The organism is Amycolatopsis oliviviridis (assembly GCF_014654365.1).
In the GTDB taxonomy this organism is placed as follows: domain Bacteria; phylum Actinomycetota; class Actinomycetes; order Mycobacteriales; family Pseudonocardiaceae; genus Amycolatopsis; species Amycolatopsis oliviviridis.
On record NZ_BNAY01000009.1, the window covers coordinates 124,669 to 144,351 of the forward strand.

General features: G+C 69.1%; 20 protein-coding genes. 11 read left to right on the plus strand and 9 right to left on the minus strand.

Annotated elements, in window-relative coordinates; genetic code table 11:
- Positions 1-35 precede the first annotated feature (35 nt).
- The 3 genes from IE302_RS32775 to IE302_RS32785 form a co-directional block, all read right to left on the minus strand.
- On the minus strand, positions 36-1,844 hold the full coding sequence (locus IE302_RS32775) for a hypothetical protein (RefSeq protein WP_191258326.1): 1,809 nt from the start codon (positions 1,842-1,844) through the stop codon (positions 36-38).
- Positions 1,845-1,957: 113 nt separating this feature from the next.
- Positions 1,958-3,931 carry an SDR family oxidoreductase gene (locus tag IE302_RS32780; RefSeq protein WP_191258327.1) on the minus strand — a complete coding sequence of 658 codons (1,974 nt, stop codon included), beginning with the start codon at positions 3,929-3,931 and terminating at the stop codon, positions 1,958-1,960.
- Between the two features lie 58 nt (positions 3,932-3,989).
- The gene (locus IE302_RS32785) at positions 3,990-4,208 is read right to left on the minus strand and encodes a hypothetical protein (protein WP_039922712.1); all 219 of its coding nucleotides are present in this window, start codon (positions 4,206-4,208) and stop codon (positions 3,990-3,992) included.
- 195 nt (positions 4,209-4,403) lie between these two features.
- Between IE302_RS32785 and IE302_RS32790 the strand changes: the two genes are divergently transcribed.
- A complete protein-coding gene (locus IE302_RS32790; RefSeq protein ID WP_191258328.1) occupies positions 4,404-5,627 on the plus strand; it encodes an NAD(P)/FAD-dependent oxidoreductase in 1,224 nt (407 codons plus the stop codon).
- Between the two features lie 83 nt (positions 5,628-5,710).
- Here IE302_RS32790 and IE302_RS32795 read toward each other — a convergent pair whose 3' ends face one another.
- Positions 5,711-6,949 carry a Bcr/CflA family multidrug efflux MFS transporter gene (locus tag IE302_RS32795; protein ID WP_191258329.1) on the minus strand — a complete coding sequence of 413 codons (1,239 nt, stop codon included), beginning with the start codon at positions 6,947-6,949 and terminating at the stop codon, positions 5,711-5,713.
- 230 nt (positions 6,950-7,179) lie between these two features.
- Here IE302_RS32795 and IE302_RS32800 point away from each other — a divergent pair, with 230 nt between their 5' ends.
- From IE302_RS32800 to IE302_RS32825, 6 genes are read left to right on the plus strand one after another with little or no spacing between them, the layout of a single operon-like run.
- Positions 7,180-8,040 (plus strand): fumarylacetoacetate hydrolase family protein, encoded by an 861-nt coding sequence (locus IE302_RS32800; protein ID WP_191258330.1) that lies wholly within the window; start codon positions 7,180-7,182, stop codon positions 8,038-8,040.
- A complete protein-coding gene (locus tag IE302_RS32805; RefSeq protein ID WP_191258331.1) occupies positions 8,040-9,344 on the plus strand; it encodes an enolase C-terminal domain-like protein in 1,305 nt (434 codons plus the stop codon). The genes IE302_RS32800 and IE302_RS32805 overlap by 1 nt, the downstream gene beginning before the upstream one ends.
- The gene (locus IE302_RS32810) at positions 9,337-10,095 is read left to right on the plus strand and encodes an SDR family NAD(P)-dependent oxidoreductase (protein ID WP_191258332.1); all 759 of its coding nucleotides are present in this window, start codon (positions 9,337-9,339) and stop codon (positions 10,093-10,095) included. The genes IE302_RS32805 and IE302_RS32810 overlap by 8 nt, the downstream gene beginning before the upstream one ends.
- Before the next feature lie 38 nt (positions 10,096-10,133).
- Positions 10,134-11,177, plus strand: a complete 1,044-nt coding sequence (locus IE302_RS32815) for a sugar ABC transporter substrate-binding protein (protein ID WP_229908074.1) — start codon at positions 10,134-10,136, stop codon at positions 11,175-11,177.
- Positions 11,174-12,733, plus strand: a complete 1,560-nt coding sequence (locus IE302_RS32820; RefSeq protein ID WP_191258333.1) for a sugar ABC transporter ATP-binding protein — start codon at positions 11,174-11,176, stop codon at positions 12,731-12,733. The genes IE302_RS32815 and IE302_RS32820 overlap by 4 nt, the downstream gene beginning before the upstream one ends.
- Positions 12,730-13,743 carry an ABC transporter permease gene (locus tag IE302_RS32825; RefSeq protein WP_191258334.1) on the plus strand — a complete coding sequence of 338 codons (1,014 nt, stop codon included), beginning with the start codon at positions 12,730-12,732 and terminating at the stop codon, positions 13,741-13,743. The genes IE302_RS32820 and IE302_RS32825 overlap by 4 nt, the downstream gene beginning before the upstream one ends.
- A 200-nt stretch (positions 13,744-13,943) precedes the next feature.
- Here IE302_RS32825 and IE302_RS32830 read toward each other — a convergent pair whose 3' ends face one another.
- Positions 13,944-14,636, minus strand: a complete 693-nt coding sequence (locus tag IE302_RS32830) for a FadR/GntR family transcriptional regulator (protein ID WP_191258335.1) — start codon at positions 14,634-14,636, stop codon at positions 13,944-13,946.
- A 106-nt stretch (positions 14,637-14,742) separates the two neighbouring features.
- Here IE302_RS32830 and IE302_RS32835 point away from each other — a divergent pair, with 106 nt between their 5' ends.
- The 3 genes from IE302_RS32835 to IE302_RS32845 are packed head-to-tail and all read left to right on the plus strand — an operon-like array spanning position 14,743 to position 16,834.
- On the plus strand, positions 14,743-15,045 hold the full coding sequence (locus tag IE302_RS32835) for an L-rhamnose mutarotase (RefSeq protein WP_191258575.1): 303 nt from the start codon (positions 14,743-14,745) through the stop codon (positions 15,043-15,045).
- A complete protein-coding gene (locus IE302_RS32840; RefSeq protein ID WP_191258336.1) occupies positions 15,042-16,013 on the plus strand; it encodes an aldo/keto reductase in 972 nt (323 codons plus the stop codon). The genes IE302_RS32835 and IE302_RS32840 overlap by 4 nt, the downstream gene beginning before the upstream one ends.
- On the plus strand, positions 16,010-16,834 hold the full coding sequence (locus IE302_RS32845; protein WP_191258337.1) for an amidohydrolase family protein: 825 nt from the start codon (positions 16,010-16,012) through the stop codon (positions 16,832-16,834). Before IE302_RS32840 ends, IE302_RS32845 begins: the two co-directional genes overlap by 4 nt.
- Positions 16,835-17,084: 250 nt before the next feature.
- Here IE302_RS32845 and shbA read toward each other — a convergent pair whose 3' ends face one another.
- The 4 genes from shbA to IE302_RS32865 form a co-directional block, all read right to left on the minus strand.
- Complete coding sequence (shbA, locus tag IE302_RS32850; RefSeq protein ID WP_191258338.1) at positions 17,085-17,741, minus strand: RNA polymerase sigma factor ShbA; 657 nt, start codon at positions 17,739-17,741, stop codon at positions 17,085-17,087.
- A 250-nt stretch (positions 17,742-17,991) separates the two neighbouring features.
- Entirely contained in the window at positions 17,992-18,294 is a 303-nt protein-coding gene (locus IE302_RS32855) for a DUF202 domain-containing protein (protein ID WP_191258339.1), read from the minus strand.
- Positions 18,291-18,641, minus strand: a complete 351-nt coding sequence (locus tag IE302_RS32860; protein ID WP_191258340.1) for a YidH family protein — start codon at positions 18,639-18,641, stop codon at positions 18,291-18,293. Before IE302_RS32860 ends, IE302_RS32855 begins: the two co-directional genes overlap by 4 nt.
- 174 nt (positions 18,642-18,815) lie before the next feature.
- The gene (locus tag IE302_RS32865) at positions 18,816-19,271 is read right to left on the minus strand and encodes a GtrA family protein (protein WP_191258341.1); all 456 of its coding nucleotides are present in this window, start codon (positions 19,269-19,271) and stop codon (positions 18,816-18,818) included.
- Positions 19,272-19,443: 172 nt separating this feature from the next.
- Here IE302_RS32865 and IE302_RS32870 point away from each other — a divergent pair, with 172 nt between their 5' ends.
- Entirely contained in the window at positions 19,444-19,659 is a 216-nt protein-coding gene (locus IE302_RS32870) for a hypothetical protein (protein ID WP_191258342.1), read from the plus strand.
- Positions 19,660-19,683: the final 24 nt, after the last annotated feature.

The following is a 19,683-nucleotide window of genomic DNA, read 5'->3' on the forward strand; positions in this document are numbered from 1 at the left end:
CAACGCGAACCACCGCATTCAGAGGACGAAACGCGTCAGGGGCGCGGCGCCCACTTGCCGATGAAGCTGCCGCACGTGACGGTCTGCCCGGTCAGCCGCGACCGCAGCGCGTTCTCCAGCCCGAGGTAGTCGAAGATCGGCGTGTCACCGGTGACCTCGGCGGGGACCGGGCCGCCCTTGGCCAGGGTCGGCATGCTCACGGTCTGGAACAGCACGAGATAGTCGCCGTCGCGGTTGAGTTCGTCGGCGGTCGCGAGCATGCGCTGCGGAGCGTCGGCGACGATCTCCAGCGGCAGCGGCCATTCCAGCGGGAACGGGTTGCGCAGGCCGAAAGCGGGATAGGCGAACGGGTTGTCGGGCAGGACCGCCGTGCGCCCCGCGGGGAAGCGCGTGACGCAGTCCTGGATCTGGGAGACGTAGGTGAAAGTCCCCGGATTCGTCCGGATCCCGCGCATCGACGGCGTCACCGTGCCGAGGTCGCCGGTCAGCTTCTCGCGCGCCATGTCCAGGTACGCGGCCTCGTCGTGATGCGCGATCACGGCCCAGCCCGACGCCAGCACCGCGACCAGTCCCATCGCCGTGCCAGCCGCCAGCCGGATCCGGCGCCGCGGTTCGGGCAGCGGTGGCAGCGCGTCCGAAAGCTCCAGGATCGCCGTCAGCGCCAGCGTTCCGGTGAACAGCGTCGGGGTGTCGTTGCCCCAGGACAGGCTGGTCATGAACCCGGTCGCGAAGACCAGCGTGCCCATTTTCGGGAACCGCCGCGTCGCCGCCCAGTTCACCAGGAGCGCGACACCGAGGATCCACCAGAGGACGTCCGCCCAGCGCGACGCGCCGGTGAAGTGTCCATCGACGACAGTGCCGACCACCACCGCCACGCCCGCCAGGAGCAGCAGCCGCGCGAGGAGCGCGCCGCCGAATCCGGCGCGGTCGCGGAAGAAGCCGAGCAGCGCCAGCAGCAGCCCGGCGATCGCGAAGAAGGTCAAGCCCCGCACCGGTGGCCGCAGCAGGGTCTCGGGATTTTCCAGCCACAGCCCGAGAAGCCGTTCGCCGTAAGCGGGCAGGCCGCCGGTGAGCTGCTCGGCCATCGCGCCGAGCCCGCCGTCGATGGTGACGATTCCTATGTAGAAGACCAGGAAAGCGCCCAGTGCCAGCAGATCCCAGGCCAGGCGCGCCCACCATCGGCCGGTGCGGAACGCGCCCTCGCGCAGCGACGGATGCAGCAGCAGCCAGCACAGCGCGATCAGCGGGACCGGCGCGAAGCTCTGCTTGACGAACACCGCCGCGCCCAGCAGGACCAGACCGAGCCGCCGCGGCCACGTCAGCTCGCGGCGCAACCCGGAATCCAGTGCCCAGGCGCCGCAGGCGGTCAGGAAGATCCCGTCGATCGTGTGCCACGCCATCAGCGGGAACGCGTTGAGGTTCAGCAGTGCCGCGGCCGCCGTCAGCCCGGTGAGACCCGGGCCCCAGTCACGGACGCGGCGCCGGGTGACCAGCACGGCGAACGCGATGGTCGCCAGGATGATCTCCAGCATGCTGAGCACGCTGGAGACGAAGAACAGCGGCCCGGGCACCAGGAAGTCGACGACGTGCAGGTACGCCGAACCCAGCGGCCGCGCGGAGATGATGTCGGAGTGCGGGACCTCGCCGTGCAGCACCCGCCAGGCCTGGGCGAGGATGAAACCCTGGTCCGACGGGTGGAAACCGAAGCGTCCCACCCGGAGTTCGGTGACGATGGCGAGCGTGAGCACCCAGGCCGCGTGCAGGGAGAGCCGCAGCACTGTCCGGGACGGACGTACCACTGCCGTGTCCGGTCCGGTCGAAACCGGGGGACTGGCGACGTCCACACTGCCCCTTCCCGCTCGTCACTGCCTCGGCCCGTGCCCGCCGACCCCCCGGCGTATCGGAAACCGATGGTAGCGGCCGGGGGCGTCCCCCGATCGAGCCCGGCGGCGGGACGTCAGGGACGACGGCGCCAGACCAGCCTCGTGACCGCGCCCGCCACCGACGCGAGCGGAGCCTTCCGGGGCAGGCCACGGGATTCCGGCGCGGATTCGGGCATCGCGCGGTAGACGAGGTGGGCGAAGAACCGCGCCGTCTTCGGTGCGACGAGCGTCACGAGTTCGGCGGCCGTGCCTTCGGGCAGGTTCAGGATCTCGGGGCGTTTCTCCAAGGCTTTCACGACGAGCGCGGCGGCTCGTTCGGGCGAGCTCGACGGCATGCCGCGATAGGACCCGGTCGGCGCGATCATGTCGGTGCGCACCAGGGGCATCCGGACCGAGGTGAAGGTGACGCCGTCGGAAAGCGTTTCCCGGCCGGCGGTCAGCCCGAACTCCTCCAGTGCCGCCTTCGAAGCCAGGTAAGCGGAAAACCGCGGTGTGTCGGTCTGGAGCCCTTGCGTGGTGACGTTGACGACGTGGCCGAAGCCGCGCGCGGTCATCGACGGCAGCAGGCCCAGCGTCAGCCGCACGGGACCGAAGTAGTTGATCGCCATCGTGCGCTCGAAGTCGTGGAACCGTTCGGTGGACAGCGAAAGCGAGCGCCGGATCGAGCGGCCCGCGTTGTTGACCAGCATGTCGACGGCGCCGTGCGCGGCGAGCACGTCCTTGACCAGAGCGTCGACGGCACCGCCGTCGGTGAGGTCGCACGGATACGCCGACGCCTTCCCGCCCGCCGCGACGATCTGCTCGCGGACCTCTTCGAGTTCGTCGGCGCGCCTGGCCACGAGGATCACTTCGCCGCCCTTCGCGGCGACGGCCAGCGCGGACGCGCGCCCGATGCCCGATGAAGCGCCGGTGATCAGCACCTTGCGGCCGTCGAGCGGCTCCGGTCCCGGACGGCGGCGGCCGCGATCGGGGTCCAGGTGCGCGAGCCAGTACCGGTAGAGCGGACCGGCGTACTCCTTCAGCGGCGGCACGGTGATGCCGCTGCCTTCGAGGGCGGCCGTCGTCGCGCTCGTGTCGAAGTCGACCTCCATGCTCAGATGGGGCAGGACTTCGAGCGGGACGCCGAGTTCCGCCAGTACCGCCGAGCGGGCCGAACGTCCGCCGGGCACGCGGTCGAACCCGGCCGCCGCGGACTTCGCCAGCCGGGTCCCGGCGCGTTTCAGCGCCCCGGACGGCCGTGCGGGAAGGACGGCGGAGATCTTCGGTCCGCCCGCGGCGCGCGCGAAGGCGTTGTAGACCTCGTGCAGCGGCTGGGGCCGCGGCGACGCGAGATGGTAGGTGCTGCCGCTGGGCGCGTCGGCGTGCATGAGGTGTTCCATCGCTTTGACGACGTAGTCGACCGGCACGATGTTCGTGGCGCCGAGATCCGGGGCGGCCAGCGGGAGACGCCTGGGCAGCGCGGAAAGCCGTGAGATCGCGGGAAGGAAGTAGTACGGGCCGTCGATCTTGTCCATCTCGCCGGTGCGCGAATCACCCGCGACGGCGGACGGCCGGTACACGCGGAACGGCGTTTTCCCGTGCCGTCGCACGAGTTTCTCCGCCTCGAACTTCGTCGCGTGGTACGGCGACGCGAAGCCTTGGCCGAGGTCGAAGTCGGCTTCGGTGAAGCGGCCGGCGTACTGCCCGGCGACCGCGATGGAAGAGACGTGGTGAAAGAGCCCGGCGTTCGCGGCGGCGGCGAACTCCAGGACGTTGCGGGTGCCGTCGACGTTGGCCGCGCGGTTGGCGGCCTCGTCCGCGGTGAGGTCGTAGATCGCGCCGAGGTGCACGACGTGGTCGACGGGGCCCAGGCGGGCGGGATCGATGCCCAGCGAGGGTTCGGTCAGATCGCCGGTGACGGGAACGAGCTTCTCGTGGCTCGGGAGCTTCCCGCGTGAGGTCTCCCTCACGAGAACATGGACGGCTACGGTCCCCGGTCGCCGTAGTAGGCGCGCGACCAGGCGTTTTCCCAGAAAGCCCGTCGCGCCCGTCACGAAGTAGGTGGTCATGGCCGGCTCCTTCCGAACGGAGCCGACTCTACCTACTCAGAAGTAGGAACGGTAGTTGTCATTCACTGTGATCCGGATGTTCGGCCACCGCGACCACGGCGTCGCGGAGCGCGGCGCGCAGGCGCCCCACGTCCAGCGGCCCGAGTACGGCGGCCTCGCCGGGCGGTGCCACGAGCACGATCTTGTCGCTGCTCACGAACACCGTCACGTCCCGGCGCCTGCCCGCGAGATCCCGGCAGCCGACCGACCATTCGTCCCGCGGTGCCAACGTCCTCATCCTCCCGTAACCCATGGTCTCCCTTTCTCGTCCGAGGCTGGGACGGGCCGGTTTCGGGGCCGTGACGCCGGTTACCCCACATTCCTACTGATGGGTTAACCGGCTACGCGGATCGTGATCGACTTCCGGTTTCGCTAGGCCGGACGTGGGGGAACCGGAGTAGCGTCCGAGGGAACGCCTGCTTGGGAGGTCTTGGTGTCCGAACCCAGGAAGATCGTCATCGTCGGTGCCGGCCTCGCGGGAGCGACGGCCGCCGGAACGCTGCGAGAACGTGGCTACGCGGGGGAAATCCTGCTGCTCGGTACCGACGCGCATCGCCCGTACGAACTACCGCCGTTGTCCAAAGGACTGTTGATGGGCAACACCGATGAACCCGATTGGGTGCACGACGCGGGTTTCTACGAAGAGAAGGACATCGCGCACAAGAGCGGGGTCACCGCGACCAGGATCGAACTCGGCTCGCGGCTCGTGCACGACGACGCGGGCGGCGAACACCGCTTCGACCGTCTCGTGCTCGCGACCGGCTCACAGCCGCGATCGTTGCCGGTGCCCGGCGGGGACCTCCCCGGACTGCGGACCCTGCGCACCCTCGACGACGCGCTGGCGCTGCGTTCGGCGTTCAAGGACGCCGAACGAGTGGTGATCGTCGGCGCGGGCTGGATCGGCACCGAGGCCGCGGCGGCCGCCAGGGAACACGGCGCCGAGGTGACCGTGGTCGACCAGGTGGGCTCGCCGCTGCTCGCGGTGCTGGGCGAGCAGGTGTCCGGTGTCTTCAAGGATCTCCACACGGCTCACGGGGTGAACTGGCGGCTCGGTGAAGGTGTCGCCGGGTTCACCGGCGGACCGGACGGGGTGACCGGCGTACGGCTTCAGAGCGGGGACGAACTCCCCGCGGACGTCGTGCTGGTGGCCGTCGGCGCCGCCCCGCGGGTCGACCTCGCGCACGCCGCCGGACTGGAACTGTCCGACGACGGCGGCGTCTGCGCCGACGCCGGGCTGCGGACCGCCGCGCCCGACGTCTACGCGATCGGCGACATCGCCGCGCAGTTCCATCCCCGCTACGGGAAACGCGTCCGCGTCGAGCACTGGTCGAACGCGAAATGGCAGGGCGAGCACGTCGCGGGGAACCTGCTGGGGGAGAACGAGCCGTACCTGAAGAGCCCGTACTTCTTCTCGGACCAGTACGACCTCGGCTGCGAATACCGCGGCCTCGCCGATCCCGAGACCGATCAGCTGGTGGTGCGCGGCGACCTGGCGGCGCGGGACTTCACCGCGTTCTGGCTGCGGGACGGGCAGGTGACGGCCGCGATGAACGTCAACCAATGGGACGACGGGGACGCTTTGAAGGCTCTTGTCGAGGGGCGCGCTTCGGTGACGGCAGAGCAGTTGGAGGCGGCTGACCTCAAGTCCCTAGGGTGACCCAAGCTGCAATGAAGGGGCCTTTCATAGCAAAATTTGCTATGAAAGGCCCCTTCATTGCGCTTGTGGAGCCCTTAGGCAACCTAGGCGACCGAAGCGCCAGAAGGACGCGTCATCGTCCCGAAGGCCAGCAGGGCGAGAACGCCGAAGCCCGCCATCACGATCCCCATCGGAACAGCGGTACCGGGACCGCCCAGCCCGACCAGCGGCGTCGCCAGCCCGCCGACGACGAACTGCAGCACGCCCAGCAGTGCCGAAGCCGAACCGGCGGACCGGGCCTGCTCGGCCAGCGCCAGCGAGCTCGCGTTCGGCGCCACCATGCCGATGCTCGACACCAGGACGAACAGCGGGATCAGCAGCCCGATCAGGCCGAGGTCCAGCACCGTCGCGGCCAGGACGCCGAACCCGGCCACCGCCGCGATGACGAGGCCGACGGTCAGCAGGGTCCGCTCCGGGAAGCGGCCGACGATGCGCCCGTTCAGCTGGCCGACCAGCACGATGCCGATGCCGTTGAGCCCGAACACCAGGCTGTACGCCTGCGGGCTGAGCCCGTAGACACCCTGGAGCGCGAAGGACGAGCCGGAGATGTAGGCGAACAGGCTGCCGAACATGAGCCCGGAGGCCAGCGCGTAGCCGAGGAAGCTGCGGTCGCGGAGCAGGCTCGCGTACTTCCGGAGCACGGAGCCGAACCGGGCGGGGGTGCGGCGCTCCTCGGGCAGGGGTTCCGGCAGCAGGAAGAAGACGACGGCGAGCAGGATCGCGCCGAACACGGTCAGGCAGACGAACACGCCGCGCCACGAGGTCCAGTTCAGGATCTGGCCGCCGATGATCGGCGCCAGGATCGGGGCGAGCCCGTTGACCAGCATGAGCAGCGAGAAGAACTTCGTCATCGCGGTGCCGGAATAGAAGTCGCGCACGGTCGCCCTGGCGATCACGATGCCCGCCGCGGCTCCGAAGGCCTGGACACCGCGGGCGGCGATGAGCAGTTCGGCGCTCGGGGCGACGGCGCACAGGATCGAGCCGACCATGTAGAGCGCGAGCCCGGCCACGAGCGGTTTGCGGCGGCCGATCGCGTCGGACAGCGGTCCGAGGATGAGCTGGCCGATGGCGAGCCCGATGATGAACGCGCTCAGCGTGAGCTGGACGGTGGCGTCCGCCGCGCGCAGTTCGCCCGCCATCTGCGGCAGCGCGGGCAGGTACATGTCGATGGACAGGGGCCCGAAGGCGGACAGGCCGCCGAGGATCAGGACGAACCGGGCACGTCCGGTGGTACTCGGTCGTGGCGCGACGGTTTCTTCCACTCGCTCGGGCGCGATGGTCATGCTCGTTCCTTCCCCAGTCATGGTTCCGCGAGGAACAACTTGCTTAGAGTAGGTAACTATTCCCACTGTGAGTCTTGCCACCCGGGTTCGGCAAGACTGATCCGATCAATTTTCGACACAAATCGCAGCGACCTCTAGATCTCGTTGAAGGTCGTCGGGTATACATCGGATGTCTGTTCGTTGCTGTTGGAGCCGTTGATTGTTGACGGTTCGGCCGGAAGGGAAAATCCGTGCAGCTGTTGCGTCTCGGGGAGCCGGGAAGTGAGCGTCCGTTCGTACGTGCCGGGGACGGCACGATGCGCGACCTCTCGGGGCTGACCACCGACATCGATGGCAGCTTCTTCGCGAGCGACGGGGTCGCCAGGGTCGCGGCCGCGCTGGCCGCCGGTGAACTGCCCGAAGCCGGTCCCGAATTCGCGCGGGCCAGGGCCGGCGCGCCGATCGCGCGGCCCGGCAAGGTCGTCTGTGTGGGCCTCAACTACCGGCAGCACGCCGAAGAGTCCGGCGCCGAGGTCCCGGCCGAACCCGTCGTCTTCATGAAGGCGTCCGACGTCGTAGTCGGCCCGGAGGACGACGTGCTCGTCCCGCGGGGTTCGACCAAGACCGACTGGGAGGTCGAGCTCGGCGTCGTCATCGGCAAGACCGCGCGCTACCTCGAAAGCGTCGAGGAGGCCCTCGGGTACGTCGCCGGGTACACGGTTTCGAACGACGTGTCCGAACGCGAGTTCCAGCTCGAACGCGGCGGCACCTGGGACAAGGGCAAGTCGTGCGAGAACTTCAACCCGCTCGGCCCGTGGCTGGTCACCGCCGACGAGGTGCCCGATCCGCAGGACCTCGGCTTGCGGCTGTGGGTCAACGGCGAGAAGAAACAGGACTCGTCGACCAAGGACATGATTTTCACGGTCGCCGAGATCGTGCATTATCTGAGTCGGTTCATGGTGCTTCGCCCTGGCGATCTCATCAACACCGGTACCCCGCAGGGCGTCGCGCTCGGCCAGCCCGATCCCAAGCCGTACCTGCGGGAAGGTGACGTCATCGAGCTCGAGATCGACGGCCTCGGCCGCCAGCGCCAGACCGTCAGGCAGGCGTGATGGCGAAGATCGTGGGCATGGAGGTGCTCGACGTCCGCTTCCCCACCTCGCGGGAGCTGGACGGTTCGGACGCCATGAACCCGGACCCGGACTACTCGGCCGCGTACGTCGTGCTCCACACCGACGGCGGCCCCGACGGCTACGGCCTCGCGTTCACCATCGGACGCGGCAACGACGTCCAGGCCGCGGCGATCCGCGCGCTGGAACCGCACGTCGTCGGCCTGGACGTGCCGACCGACGCGGCCGCGCTCGGCGCCCTGTCGCGGGCGCTGGTCGGCGACTCGCAACTGCGGTGGCTCGGCCCGGAAAAGGGGGTCGCGCACATGGCGATCGGCGCGGTGGTCAACGCCGCCTGGGATCTCGCCGCGCGGATCGCCGGCCTCCCGGTCTGGCGTTTCGCCGCCCAGATGTCGCCCGAGGAGCTCGTTTCCCTCGTCGACTTCCGCTACCTGTCCGACGCGCTGACCGAGCAGGAGGCGCTGGACATCCTCCGCGCCGCCGAGCCCGGCCGCGCCGAGCGGATCGCGAAGATCGAGCGAGACGGATACCGCGCGTACAGCACTTCCCCCGGCTGGCTCGGGTACTCGGACGCGAAACTCGTCCGGCTCGCCGAACAGGCGGTCGCGGACGGCTTCGAGATGATCAAGCTGAAGGTCGGCGGTGATCTCGCCGACGACGTCCGCCGGGTGAAGCTCGCCCGCGAGACCGTCGGCCCGGACATCCGCGTCGCGGTCGACGCGAACCAGCGCTGGGACGTCTCGACGGCGATCGCCTGGATGACCGAGCTCGCGCCGTACGACCCGTACTGGATCGAGGAACCCACCTCACCGGACGACGTGCTCGGGCACGCCGCGATCGCCAAGGCCGTGTCCCCGATCCGGGTGGCCACCGGTGAGCACGTCCAGAACCGCGTGGTGTTCAAGCAACTGCTGCAGGCGGGCGCGATCTCGGTGCTGCAGCTGGACGCCGCCCGGGTCGGCGGGTTCAACGAGAACCTCGCGATCCTGTTGCTGGCGGCCAAATTCGACGTCCCGGTGTGCCCGCACGCCGGCGGGGTCGGACTGTGCGAACTCGTGCGGCACCTGTCGATGTTCGACTTCGCGGCGGTGTCCGGTTCCGACGCCGACCGGTCCATCGAATGGGTCGACCACCTCCACGAGCACTTCACCGACCCGGCGGTCGTGACCGGCGGCCGCTACCTGGCACCCTCCGCGCCGGGCTTCTCGGCCCGGATGCACGACGCGACCCTGCGCCGGTTCACCTTCCCCGACGGTCCTGAATGGACGGAGATCGACAGTGAGTGAGTTCGAAGGCCTCGTCGCCGCCGTCACCGGCGGTGCCTCCGGGATCGGCCGGGCCACCGCGGACCTGCTGGCCGCGCGCGGCGCGACGGTCGCGGTCCTCGACCTGAATCCCGGCGACCTCCCCGGAGGTCTCACCGGTTTCCGGTGCGACGTCGGCTCCGACGACGAGGTGCGCTCGGCGATCGGCGCGGTCGCGGACCGCTTCGGCAGGCTCGACGTCCTGGTCAACAACGCGGGCATCGGCGCACAGGGCGACGTCACCGCCAACAGCGACGACGAATGGCACCGCGTGCTCGATGTCAACGTCGTCGGCATGGTGCGGCTCGCGCGGGCGGCCTTGCCGCATCTGAAGAACTCGCCGTCGGCCGCGATCGTCAACACCTGTTCGATCGCCGCGTGGGCCGGCTTGCCCAACCGCGCGCTGTACTCGGCCAGCAAGGGCGCGGTGCTCTCGCTGACCCTGGCGATGGCGACCGACCACCTCGCCGACCGGATCCGCGTCAACTGCGTCTGCCCCGGGACCGCGGACACCCCGTGGGTCGGCAGGCTCCTCGATTCCGCGGGCGACCCCGAAGCCGAACGGGCCGCCCTGGCCGCCCGTCAGCCGATGGGCAGGCTGGTGACCGCGGACGAGGTCGCGAACGCGATCGTGTACCTCGCCAGTCCGCTTTCGGCTTCGACCACCGGCACGGCGCTCGCCGTCGACGGCGGTATGTACGGGCTGCGCCCGCGCGGTCCGGTCCAGCAGTAGCTCCCTACCCGGTTCCGGCTGTCGTCAAGGAGGATGCGGTGCGTACGAGGGTGATCAGGGTGGCCGCCGCGGCCACCGCGCTCGGGCTGGCCCTGTCGGCCTGTGGATCCACGAAGGACAACGCCCCGAAACCGGGTGCCGGTGGAGCGCAGGGCGGCAAGGTCGGCGCGACGATCCCGTTGCTGACCTCGCCGTTCTGGCAGGCCTACAACAACTACGTACCGCTGAAGGCGAAGGAACAGGGCGTCGAGTCGCTGCCGACGGTCAACGCCGACAGCGACTCGGCGAAGCAGATCACCGACGTCAACACCTTGCTCAACCAGGGCATCAAGGGTCTCGTCGTGACGCCGATCGACTCCGCCGCCGTCGTGGCGGGCCTCAAGGCCGCGGAGAACAAGGGCGTCCCGGTCGTGGCGGTCGACGTCGCGCCCGAGAGCGGCAAGGTCGCGATGGTGGTGCGCGCGGACAACAAGGCGTACGGCACCAAGGCCTGCGAGGCGATCGGCGCGAAGGTCACGTCGGGCAAGGTCGTGCAGGTCATGGGTGATCTCGCCTCGGTCAACGGCCGCGACCGCTCCGAGGCGTTCCGGGAATGCATGAAGGCGAAGTTCCCGGGCGTTCAGGTGCTGGAGGTCGCCGCCGAATGGAAGGCGGACAAGGCTTCGTCCGGTTTGGACAGTCTGCTGACCGCCAACCCGGACATCAAGGCCGTGTACATGCAGGCGGGCGGTGTCTACCTGGCGCCGACGCAGCAGGCGCTCAAACGCAAGAACCTCTACTTCCCGGTCGGCGACCCCCAACACGTCGTGCTGGTCAGCAACGACGGCATCCCGCAGGAACTGGCCGCGATCCGCGCGGGCGAACTCGACGCGACCGTCTCCCAGCCCGCCGACGACTACGCCAAGTACGGCATGTACTGGATCAAGAAGGCGATGGCGGGGGAGACCTTCAAGGCCGGGCCGACCGACCACGGCAGCACGATCGTCGAGGTCCGGCCCGGGATCCTGGAGGACCAGCTCCCCGCGCCCGTCGTCACCAAGGACAACGTGGACGACAAGGCCCTCTGGGGGAACAACCTGTGAGCGCGCTGCCCGCCGGGTCCGCCGCCGTGCCGGTGGTCAGCGCACAGGGCGTCGGGAAACGCTACGGCCCGACCGTGGCGCTGTCCGACGTCAGCCTCACCGTGCACCCCGGCGAGTCGCACGCGCTCGTGGGACGCAACGGGGCCGGGAAGTCGACGCTGGTCTCGATCCTCACCGGACTGTCCAAAACGGACACCGGATCGGTCGAGTTCGGCGGCGTCCCCGCGCCGCCCTTGTCCAGGCAGGACGACTGGAAACGCGCGGTCGCCTGTGTCTACCAGCACGCGATGGTCGTCCCGCAGCTGACCGTCGCGGAGAATCTTTTCCTGAATCGGCAGTCCGAGGTACTTTTTCCCGCCGAGGGCTCATCAAAACAGTCGGGCAAGGGTTTCGCGATCGGCTGGCAGCGGCTGCGCCGTCAGGCCAGGGAACTGCTCGACTCCTGGGATGTCGGTGTCGACGTCGACACCCCGGCCGGTGAGCTTTCGGTCGAGGAGCGGCAGTTCGTCGAGATCGCCCGGGCGCTGTCCTACGGCGCCCGGTTCATCGTGCTCGACGAGCCGACCGCGCAGCTGGACAGCCAGGCGATCGACCGGCTGTTCGGGCGGATGCGCCAGATGCAGGCGAACGGGGTGACCTTCCTGTTCATCTCGCATCACCTCCACGAGGTGTACGAGGTGTGCCAGGCCGTCACCGTCCTGCGCGACGCCAAGCACATCCTCACCGCGCCGGTCTCGGAAGTCGGCCGGGCCGAACTGATCGACGCGATGACCGGCGAGCAGGGCGGGCTTTCCGTCCGCGACGCCTCGACGCGTGAGGCGCTCGCGCCGGACGCCGGCGAGGTGCTGGCCGTCGACGGGCTTTCCGGTGACGGCTTCGAGGACGTGACGTTCCGGATCCATCGCGGCGAGGTGATTGGGCTCGCGGGCAGCAACGCCAGCGGCAAGCACCAGGTCGCCGAAACGGTGTACGGACTGCGTTCGCCGGTTTCCGGCACGATCCGGGTGGACGGGAAACCGCTGAAACCGGGCGACATCCCGGCCGCGATCCGCGCCGGGATCGGCTGTGTGCCGCGGGACCGGCATCACGAAGGACTGGTCCTCGGGCACTCCATCGCGGACAACGCCACACTGTCCATTTTGGACCGTATGGGCAAGGGTGGCCTCGCGTCGCCGGGGGCGCGATACTCGACGGCGTCGAAAGCTTTGCAGGACTACGACATCGTCGCGGCCGGCGCCGACCAGCCGGTGTCCGATCTTTCCGGGGGAAACCAGCAGAAAGTCGTCCTGGCCCGCGCGCTGGCCGGGGATCCGCGCCTGGTCGTGCTGATCAACCCGACCGCGGGTGTGGACGTGAAGTCGAAAGAGGCGCTGCTCGCCGTCGTCGACCGGGTGCGTGCCGAGGGCAAGGCGGTCCTGATCGTCAGCGACGAACTGGACGATCTCCGCCTGAGCGACCGGGTGCTGGTGCTGCGCGCCGGAGCCGTGGCCGCCGAACACCGGGCGGGCTGGTCCGACGGCGACCTAGTTGCCGACATCGAAGGAGTCGAACGGTGACCGAACTCATGACCGATCCGAAGACTTCGACGTTCGCGGCCCCGCCGCGCCGCCGGAAGTTCCGCTGGCTGCGCGAACTCGCCCTGGTGCCGGCGCTCGTCGTGGTGCTGATCATCGGAGGACTGATCAGCGACACGTTCCTGACCTTCGGCAGCATCGTCGGGATCCTGTCCGCCTCGGCGGCGCTGTCGATGGTGGTGCTGGGCGAATCGCTCGTCCTGCTGACCGGGAAGTTCGACCTGTCGCTGGAATCCACCATGGGCATGGCGCCCGCGCTCGGCGCGATGCTGGTCATCCCGGTGGCGTCCTCGGGTTTCGGCACGGAGATCCCCGGTTTCGCGGGCATCCTCGCCGTGCTGGTGGCCGGTGCCGCGGTCGGCTTCGTGAACGGGTTCCTGATCGTCAAACTGAAGCTGAACGCCTTCATCGTCACGCTGGCGATGCTGACCGTGCTGCGCGGCACGCAGATCGGCTCCACCCAGGGGAAGACGCTCTTCGACCAGCTGGACGTGTTCACCGCGCTGGCGACGACCACGTTCATCGGGCTGCCGATGTCGGTGTGGCTGGCCGCGGCGCTGTTCACCGTGTTCGGGCTGGGGCTGCGGTATCACCGGATCGGCCGGTCGCTGTACGCCATCGGCGGCAACCGGGAGGCCGCGCGGGCCGCCGGTATCCGCGTCGACCGGATCTCGTGGGGTGTCTTCGTCGTCGCGGGCGTGCTGGCCGCGCTCGGCGGGCTCGCGTACACGGGTTACGTCGGCGCGCTCGGCGCCGATCAGGGCGACGGGCTCATCCTGCAGGTGTTCGCGGCCGCGGTGATCGGCGGTGTCTCCCTGGACGGTGGGAAGGGCACGCTGGTCGGGGCGCTCACCGGGGTGCTGCTCCTGCAGACGGTCACGAACCTGCTGCAGGTCGCCCAGGTGCCGCCGGAGTGGCTGAAGGCGATCTACGGCGTGATCATCCTGGTCGCGCTGATCATTTCCCGCTACGCGAGCGGTAAGGCCCAGTGATATCTGTCGCGCGCTGACGAAAACGCGCCGAAGGGGCGCCGTTGGCCTTCCACGGCGCGGTGGGTGAGGAGGCGCCCCTTCATCGCGTTTCCGGGGCCTCCGGCCAAAAGAGGCGCGCGACGGTGAAGTCTCCGTCGGGCGCAGGGCGCCCTTTGGGAGACCTTGTGGTCACTTCGGTGGCCGGTTGGGAGAGAATTGTGTCAGGAACCATCCTCGGCCGTGCCGAGGGCGTTGCGGAGCCACTGCTCCACACCCGCGACGTGCACGGTGGCCCACGAACGCGCCAGTTCGGGTTCCCGGGCGGCGATGGCCTCGTAGATCGCCGTGTGCTGCTCGCGGGTCTTCGCGACCGCGCCCTCCTGGGTCAGCCCGCGCCAGATGCGGGCGCGTGCGGTGGGGCCGGACAGGCTGTCCAGCAGCGAGCACAGCACCGGATTCCCGGAGCCGTCGGCGATCTTGCGGTGGAATTGCAGGTCGTTGGCGACCAGCGCCTCCACCGTCGGCGAGTCGGCCAGTTCGTCGAGCAGGCGGCCTAGTTCCGCGATGTCCTCGTCGCTCATGTGCATCGCGGCCAACGCCGTCGCCGCCGGTTCGAGGATCCGGCGGACGGCGAGGAAGTCCAGCACGGTGTCGTCGCGGTGGAAGTCCACCACGAACGTCATCGCGTCGAGGAGGAGATTCGGTTCGAGGCTGGTGACGTACGTCCCGTCGCCCTGGCGGACGTCGAGCACGCGGATCAGGCACAGCGCCTTCACCGCTTCGCGCAGCGAACTGCGGGACAGGCCGAGCCGCTGGGCCAGTTCGGCCTCTTTCGGCAGCCTGTCGCCAGGAGCAAGCTCGCCGGAGATGATCATGTCCTTGATCTTGTCGATCGCGACATCGGTGACCGGCATGTTCCACCGCCCTCCCCGAAGACCTCGGATGTTTGAGTGTCAGTTGACAGAGTGCCATGTTTCGAGTTGAGGAGGCGCGGTGACCCACGGTGTCGCACTACAAAGAGTGGCACTCCACACCCGGCTGAAGCCGGGCAAGGAGGCCGAATACGAGTCGGTCCACGCCGTCATCCCGCCTGAGCTGGACGAAGCCCTGCGCGAGGCGGGCGTGCGTTCGTGGCGGATCTGGCGTGACGGTCTCGACCTGTTCCACGTCGTCGAGGTGGAGGACTACGCGAAGATGCGCGCGGCCCTGCGCGACCATCCGGCCAACATCCCCTGGCAGGCAAGGATGTCGGAACTGCTCGACGTCGAAGACGACTACTCGGGCGGGGATTCGGGCCTCGGCCTGGTTTGGGAGCTTCCGTGAAGATGCCCCTGTCCCCGCTGGGGCTCGGCTGCGCGCAGCTGGGCAACCTGTACCACGCCATCACCGACGAGACGGCCGAAGCGACCGTCCGGCAGGCGTGGGACGAAGGAATCCGGTACTTCGACACCGCCCCGCACTACGGTCTCGGGCTGTCGGAACGACGGCTGGGCGCGGCGCTTTCGGCGTATCCGCGCGCGGATTTCGTGGTGTCGACCAAGGTCGGCCGCGTACTGGAACCCGACCCCGGCGGCGCTTCGCGCACCGATTCGCAGGGTTTCGTCGTGCCCGCGGCCTACAAGAGGCGCTGGGATTTCAGTCGCGACGGGATCCTCCGGTCACTTGAGGACAGTCTGGAACGCCTCGGGCTCGACCGGGTGGACGTCGTCTACGTGCACGATCCGGACGAGCATTTCGAGGACACCGTCACCGGCGCGTTCCCCGCGCTGCTCGAACTGCGGGAGCAGGGTGTCGTCGACGCCATCGGGGCCGGGATGAACCAGGCGCCGATGCTCACGGAGTTCGTCCGCCGCTTCGACCTCGACGTGATCCTGCTGGCGGGCCGGTACACGCTGCTGAACCAGCCCGCTCTCGACGATCTCCTGCCGCTGTGCGCGGAACGCGGCGTGGACGTGGTCGCCGGGGGAGCGTTCAACGCCGGGATCCTCGCCACCGCGTCGCCGGGCACGATGTACGACTATGCCGAGGCGCCCGCGGAACTGGTCGAGCGGGCCCAGCGGATCGCCGAGGTCTGCGAGCGGCACGGGGTCGAACTCCCGCAGGCCGCTCTGGCGTTGCCCGCCGCGCATCCGGCGGTGGTGTCCGTCGTCGTCGGCGCGCACGATCCCGGCCAGGTCCGGCTCAACGCCGAACGGTTCCGGCGGCCGGTGCCGCGCGAGTTGTGGACGGACCTGATCCGTGCGGGACTGTTGCGTGAGGACACCGTGCTGCGACAGGAGGAACGGCCGTGATCGACGCGCACCACCATCTCTGGGATCCCTCGCGGCGGCACTACCCGTGGATGACCGGCGCGGCGCTGGACCCGATCCGCCGTCCGTACACAGTGGACGATCTCCGCGCGGTGACCTCGGCGGCCGGGGTGAAGGGGACCGTGCTGGTGCAGACGGTCTCGTCGGAGGAGGAGACGCGCGAGTTCCTCGCCACCGCTGTCGCCGAGCCGCTGATCGCGGGTGTCGTCGGCTGGACCGACCTCACCGCCCCCGGCGTCGCCGAGCGGGTGGCGGCGTTTTCCGGGCCGCTGGTGGGAATCCGGCATCAGGTGGAGGACGAGCCGGACCCGTCGTGGCTGACGCGGCCCGACGTCCTGCGCGGTCTGGCCGCGCTCGGCGAGGCCGGGCTGGCGTACGACCTGCTGGTGAAGCCACCTCAGCTGACGGCAGCCCTCGCCGCCGCGAAAGCGTTGCCGGATCAGGTCTTCGTGCTCGACCACGCCGCGAAGCCGCCGATCTCCTCGGGGGAATGGCAGCCGTGGGCGGACGGCGTCGCGGCCTTGGGCGAGCTGGACAACGTGTACTGCAAGCTTTCGGGGCTGGTGACCGAGGCGGACTGGGCGGGGTGGAAGGCCGGGCAGCTGGCTCGGTGGGCGGAGCACGTGCTGGAGTCCTTCGGGGCCTCGCGGCTGATGTTCGGCTCCGACTGGCCGGTCTGCGAACTCGCGGCCGCGTACGAGGTCGTCGTGGACACGGCCTTTTCGCTGACGGGCTCGCTGAGCGACGCCGAACGGCTGGAGTTCTTCGACGGGACCGCGCGGCGGGCCTACCGCCTCTCGTGAAGGATTGAAGGAGTTGCGAAAGCCACGTTCGGGACGCCGGGTGTCCCGATCGTGGTGTGGTCTGGGGAGGCTGTGCCCGGGTATCGGGTTCAAGCTTCGGGCCCAGCCGGCCGATCGAGGGTTTGAGTTATGACAAAGAACCGGCCTGCCGCTTACGAGGCGAAGCCGGTTCGAAGAAAGAAAGTGGACGGCGCGGGGTCCGGGCGCCTGAAAACCGCCGATCAACGACCCGCGGCAGGGGGAAACAAGATCAGAACTCGTCCTGCTTGACCATCGTCCGCAGGCGGGCCAGTGCGCGGTGCTGCGTCACACGCACGTTGCCGGCGGAGATCCCGAGGGCCTCGGCGGTCTCGGCGGCGGAAAGGCCGACGGCGACGCGGAGGGCGAGGATCTCCTGCTGCACACGCGGAAGGGTGGAGAGCAGGCGGCTGAGCCGGGCGCCGAGATCCAGGTGCAGGGCGTGCGTTTCGGGTTCGTTGTCGCCGATGGGCCGTTCCGGCAGTTCCGGTACCGGTTCCGACCGGTCACGGGAGACCGCGCGGTAGGCGTCGGCGACCTTGTTGGCGGCGATGGCGTGCACGAGGTAGAGGAACGAGCCGCCGCGATCCTGATAGCCGGGCAGCGCCTTCAGCACCGCCATGCACACTTCCTGCGCGACGTCGTCCGCCGACAGGTAGGACAGGTCGCGGCCACCCATTCTGGCCCGGCAGTACCGGACCACGACGGGACCGATCATCCGCAGCAGGGACTGGATCGCGGCGGGATTCCCGTCGCCCGCGTCCCTTACGAGGGGGTCGAGATCCTCCTTCGTCAGCCGTCCGCCCGGTCGAGGCAGGTTCTCCGGAGTCGTGTATCCGGGGACCGCATCGGGGGTGACGGTTCTGGACGCGCTGGTAGTGGCTTGCATGGTCGTCCTCCCCGGCCGACCCTGCGACGTTCGTTGTCGAGGGGCCAACACTCCGTAACGATTGAGGGCGGCAGGTGCTCCAGAAGATCAGCTCTACCTGCCGCCGTTGCGACGCAGCGTAATCGTAGGCGTCGATCGGACGGCAGTAAAGATTTCAACTAGAGATAGCCCATTAGACGGAGTCGGCTTAATACAACCGAGACTCTGCGTCGCGGAAAAGGGCTTCGGGGTCGCAGCATGTGCGCGGTGCTTAGCGCACCGCGACCAAGGAGACCGCCGTCGCTACGACGAGTGTCACCGTTGTGACAGCAAGGATCGGGTTAAGCGGTTTCGGGGTTCCGGGCCTGCGCAGTGCTCGTTCACGGATCGAGCCGACGGCGACCAAGGTGATCACCATGGCGCCCGCGAACGCGACCGGGATGACCGTCGTCCCCCAGCCTCGCCGGGCGGCCGTGTGCAGCAGCAGGAGTGTGCAGGCAGTAGCCGCGAGCGCGGTCCGGCGCCACGCCAGTCCGGTCCGTTCCGCTTGCGCTCCGTGATCACCCGATTTCACGAGAAGATCACCAGGGCGGCGGCTGTCAGGGTGATCGCGAGGATCCCGGCGGTCAGCAGGATCAGCATCCCGCTCTTCGGCAGCGGCCGCCCCGCGCGCATCGCGGTCTGCACCTGCCGCCAGCGCGGATACGCGCTCGCCGCGAGCACGGCCGCCAGTACTACGCACAGCCCCGCCAGGACGGTGCTCAGCGCGCTCGGGTCGGGAACCAGCTGATGGACGGCGACGCCGCCGGCGAGCAGGCCCAGCGCCGTCCGGAGCCAGGCGAGAAAGGTCCGTTCGTTGGCGAGGGTAAATCGGTAATCGGGTTCCGAACCGCCTTCGTGCGGTCCGTTGATCTCAGGCACGCGTCGAACACTAGGGCGTGTTTCAGGAGTCGGTTCGATGGGCTTCGTGATCCAGGTGGTTCCTGGCGGTGCGGCGGGATCGCCCTCGTACCGGGTTGTACTCGGGCGCATTCCGCCGTGCCGTCAGGGACCACCTGGGCGCGAAGACCGCGAACCCGACTCCTGAAACACGCCCTAGGCGTTCCGGCGCGCGAAGACCCACCAGCGAAGAACCGCGAAGCGCGCGATGCCGCCCACGACGCTCGCCGCGAGCAGGGCGCCTGTCTGTTCCAGCGCGGTCGGCTCGGTGATGACCGCGTCGAGCGACGCGAGCACGATCGAGCCGTACGCGGCGTAGAAGGCGAAGGTCACCAGGTCCTGGAAGTGCCGCTTGCCCGCGTTGCTCTTCCGGGCGGCGAAGGTGACCCGGCGGTGGAACTCGGTGTTCCCGACGGTCGTGACGGCGATCGCGACCAGATTGGCGGGCTGGGCGCCGAGGACCGGCTGCAGGACGAGGAACAGCACCGCTTGCAGGGCGGTGGCGGCGACACCGGCGACCACGTACCAGGCGGCGTGGTGGCCTAGTTCGTGGTGCCGCTCCGGCGCGCGCCGGATGATCCGGTGCCCTGGCGCCCACCTGGTGGTGGTCATACCGACGACGCTACTCCTTGTTTCACAAATTTGTGAAGCTATTGAACCAGCTGAGAGACTGTGATCCTGACGACAGTGCCGCCGTTTGGCCTGCGGAGACGCCGGGTACGCCACGGGGACCGGGTCGAGTACAGCACGCCCCGGCCAACGTCCGACCAGGAGGGAGCGGCCGATGAGTGACCGTGAAACGGCTGAGCCGGAAACGTTGCCCCCCAGCGAGGCACTCGACGAGGACGAACTCCGCGTCGACCCGCTCGAAGAAGGTGTCGAGCCGCCTGAGCACTGGAGCGGGGCCGACCGGTTCGGGACCACGCCAGCGGAGATCCACGAGGGTGAGTCGCACGCGATGCGGCTGGCTGAAGAGGAGCCGGACGTCGGCGAAAAATGATCTTCACTCAGACGGCAGGCCGTG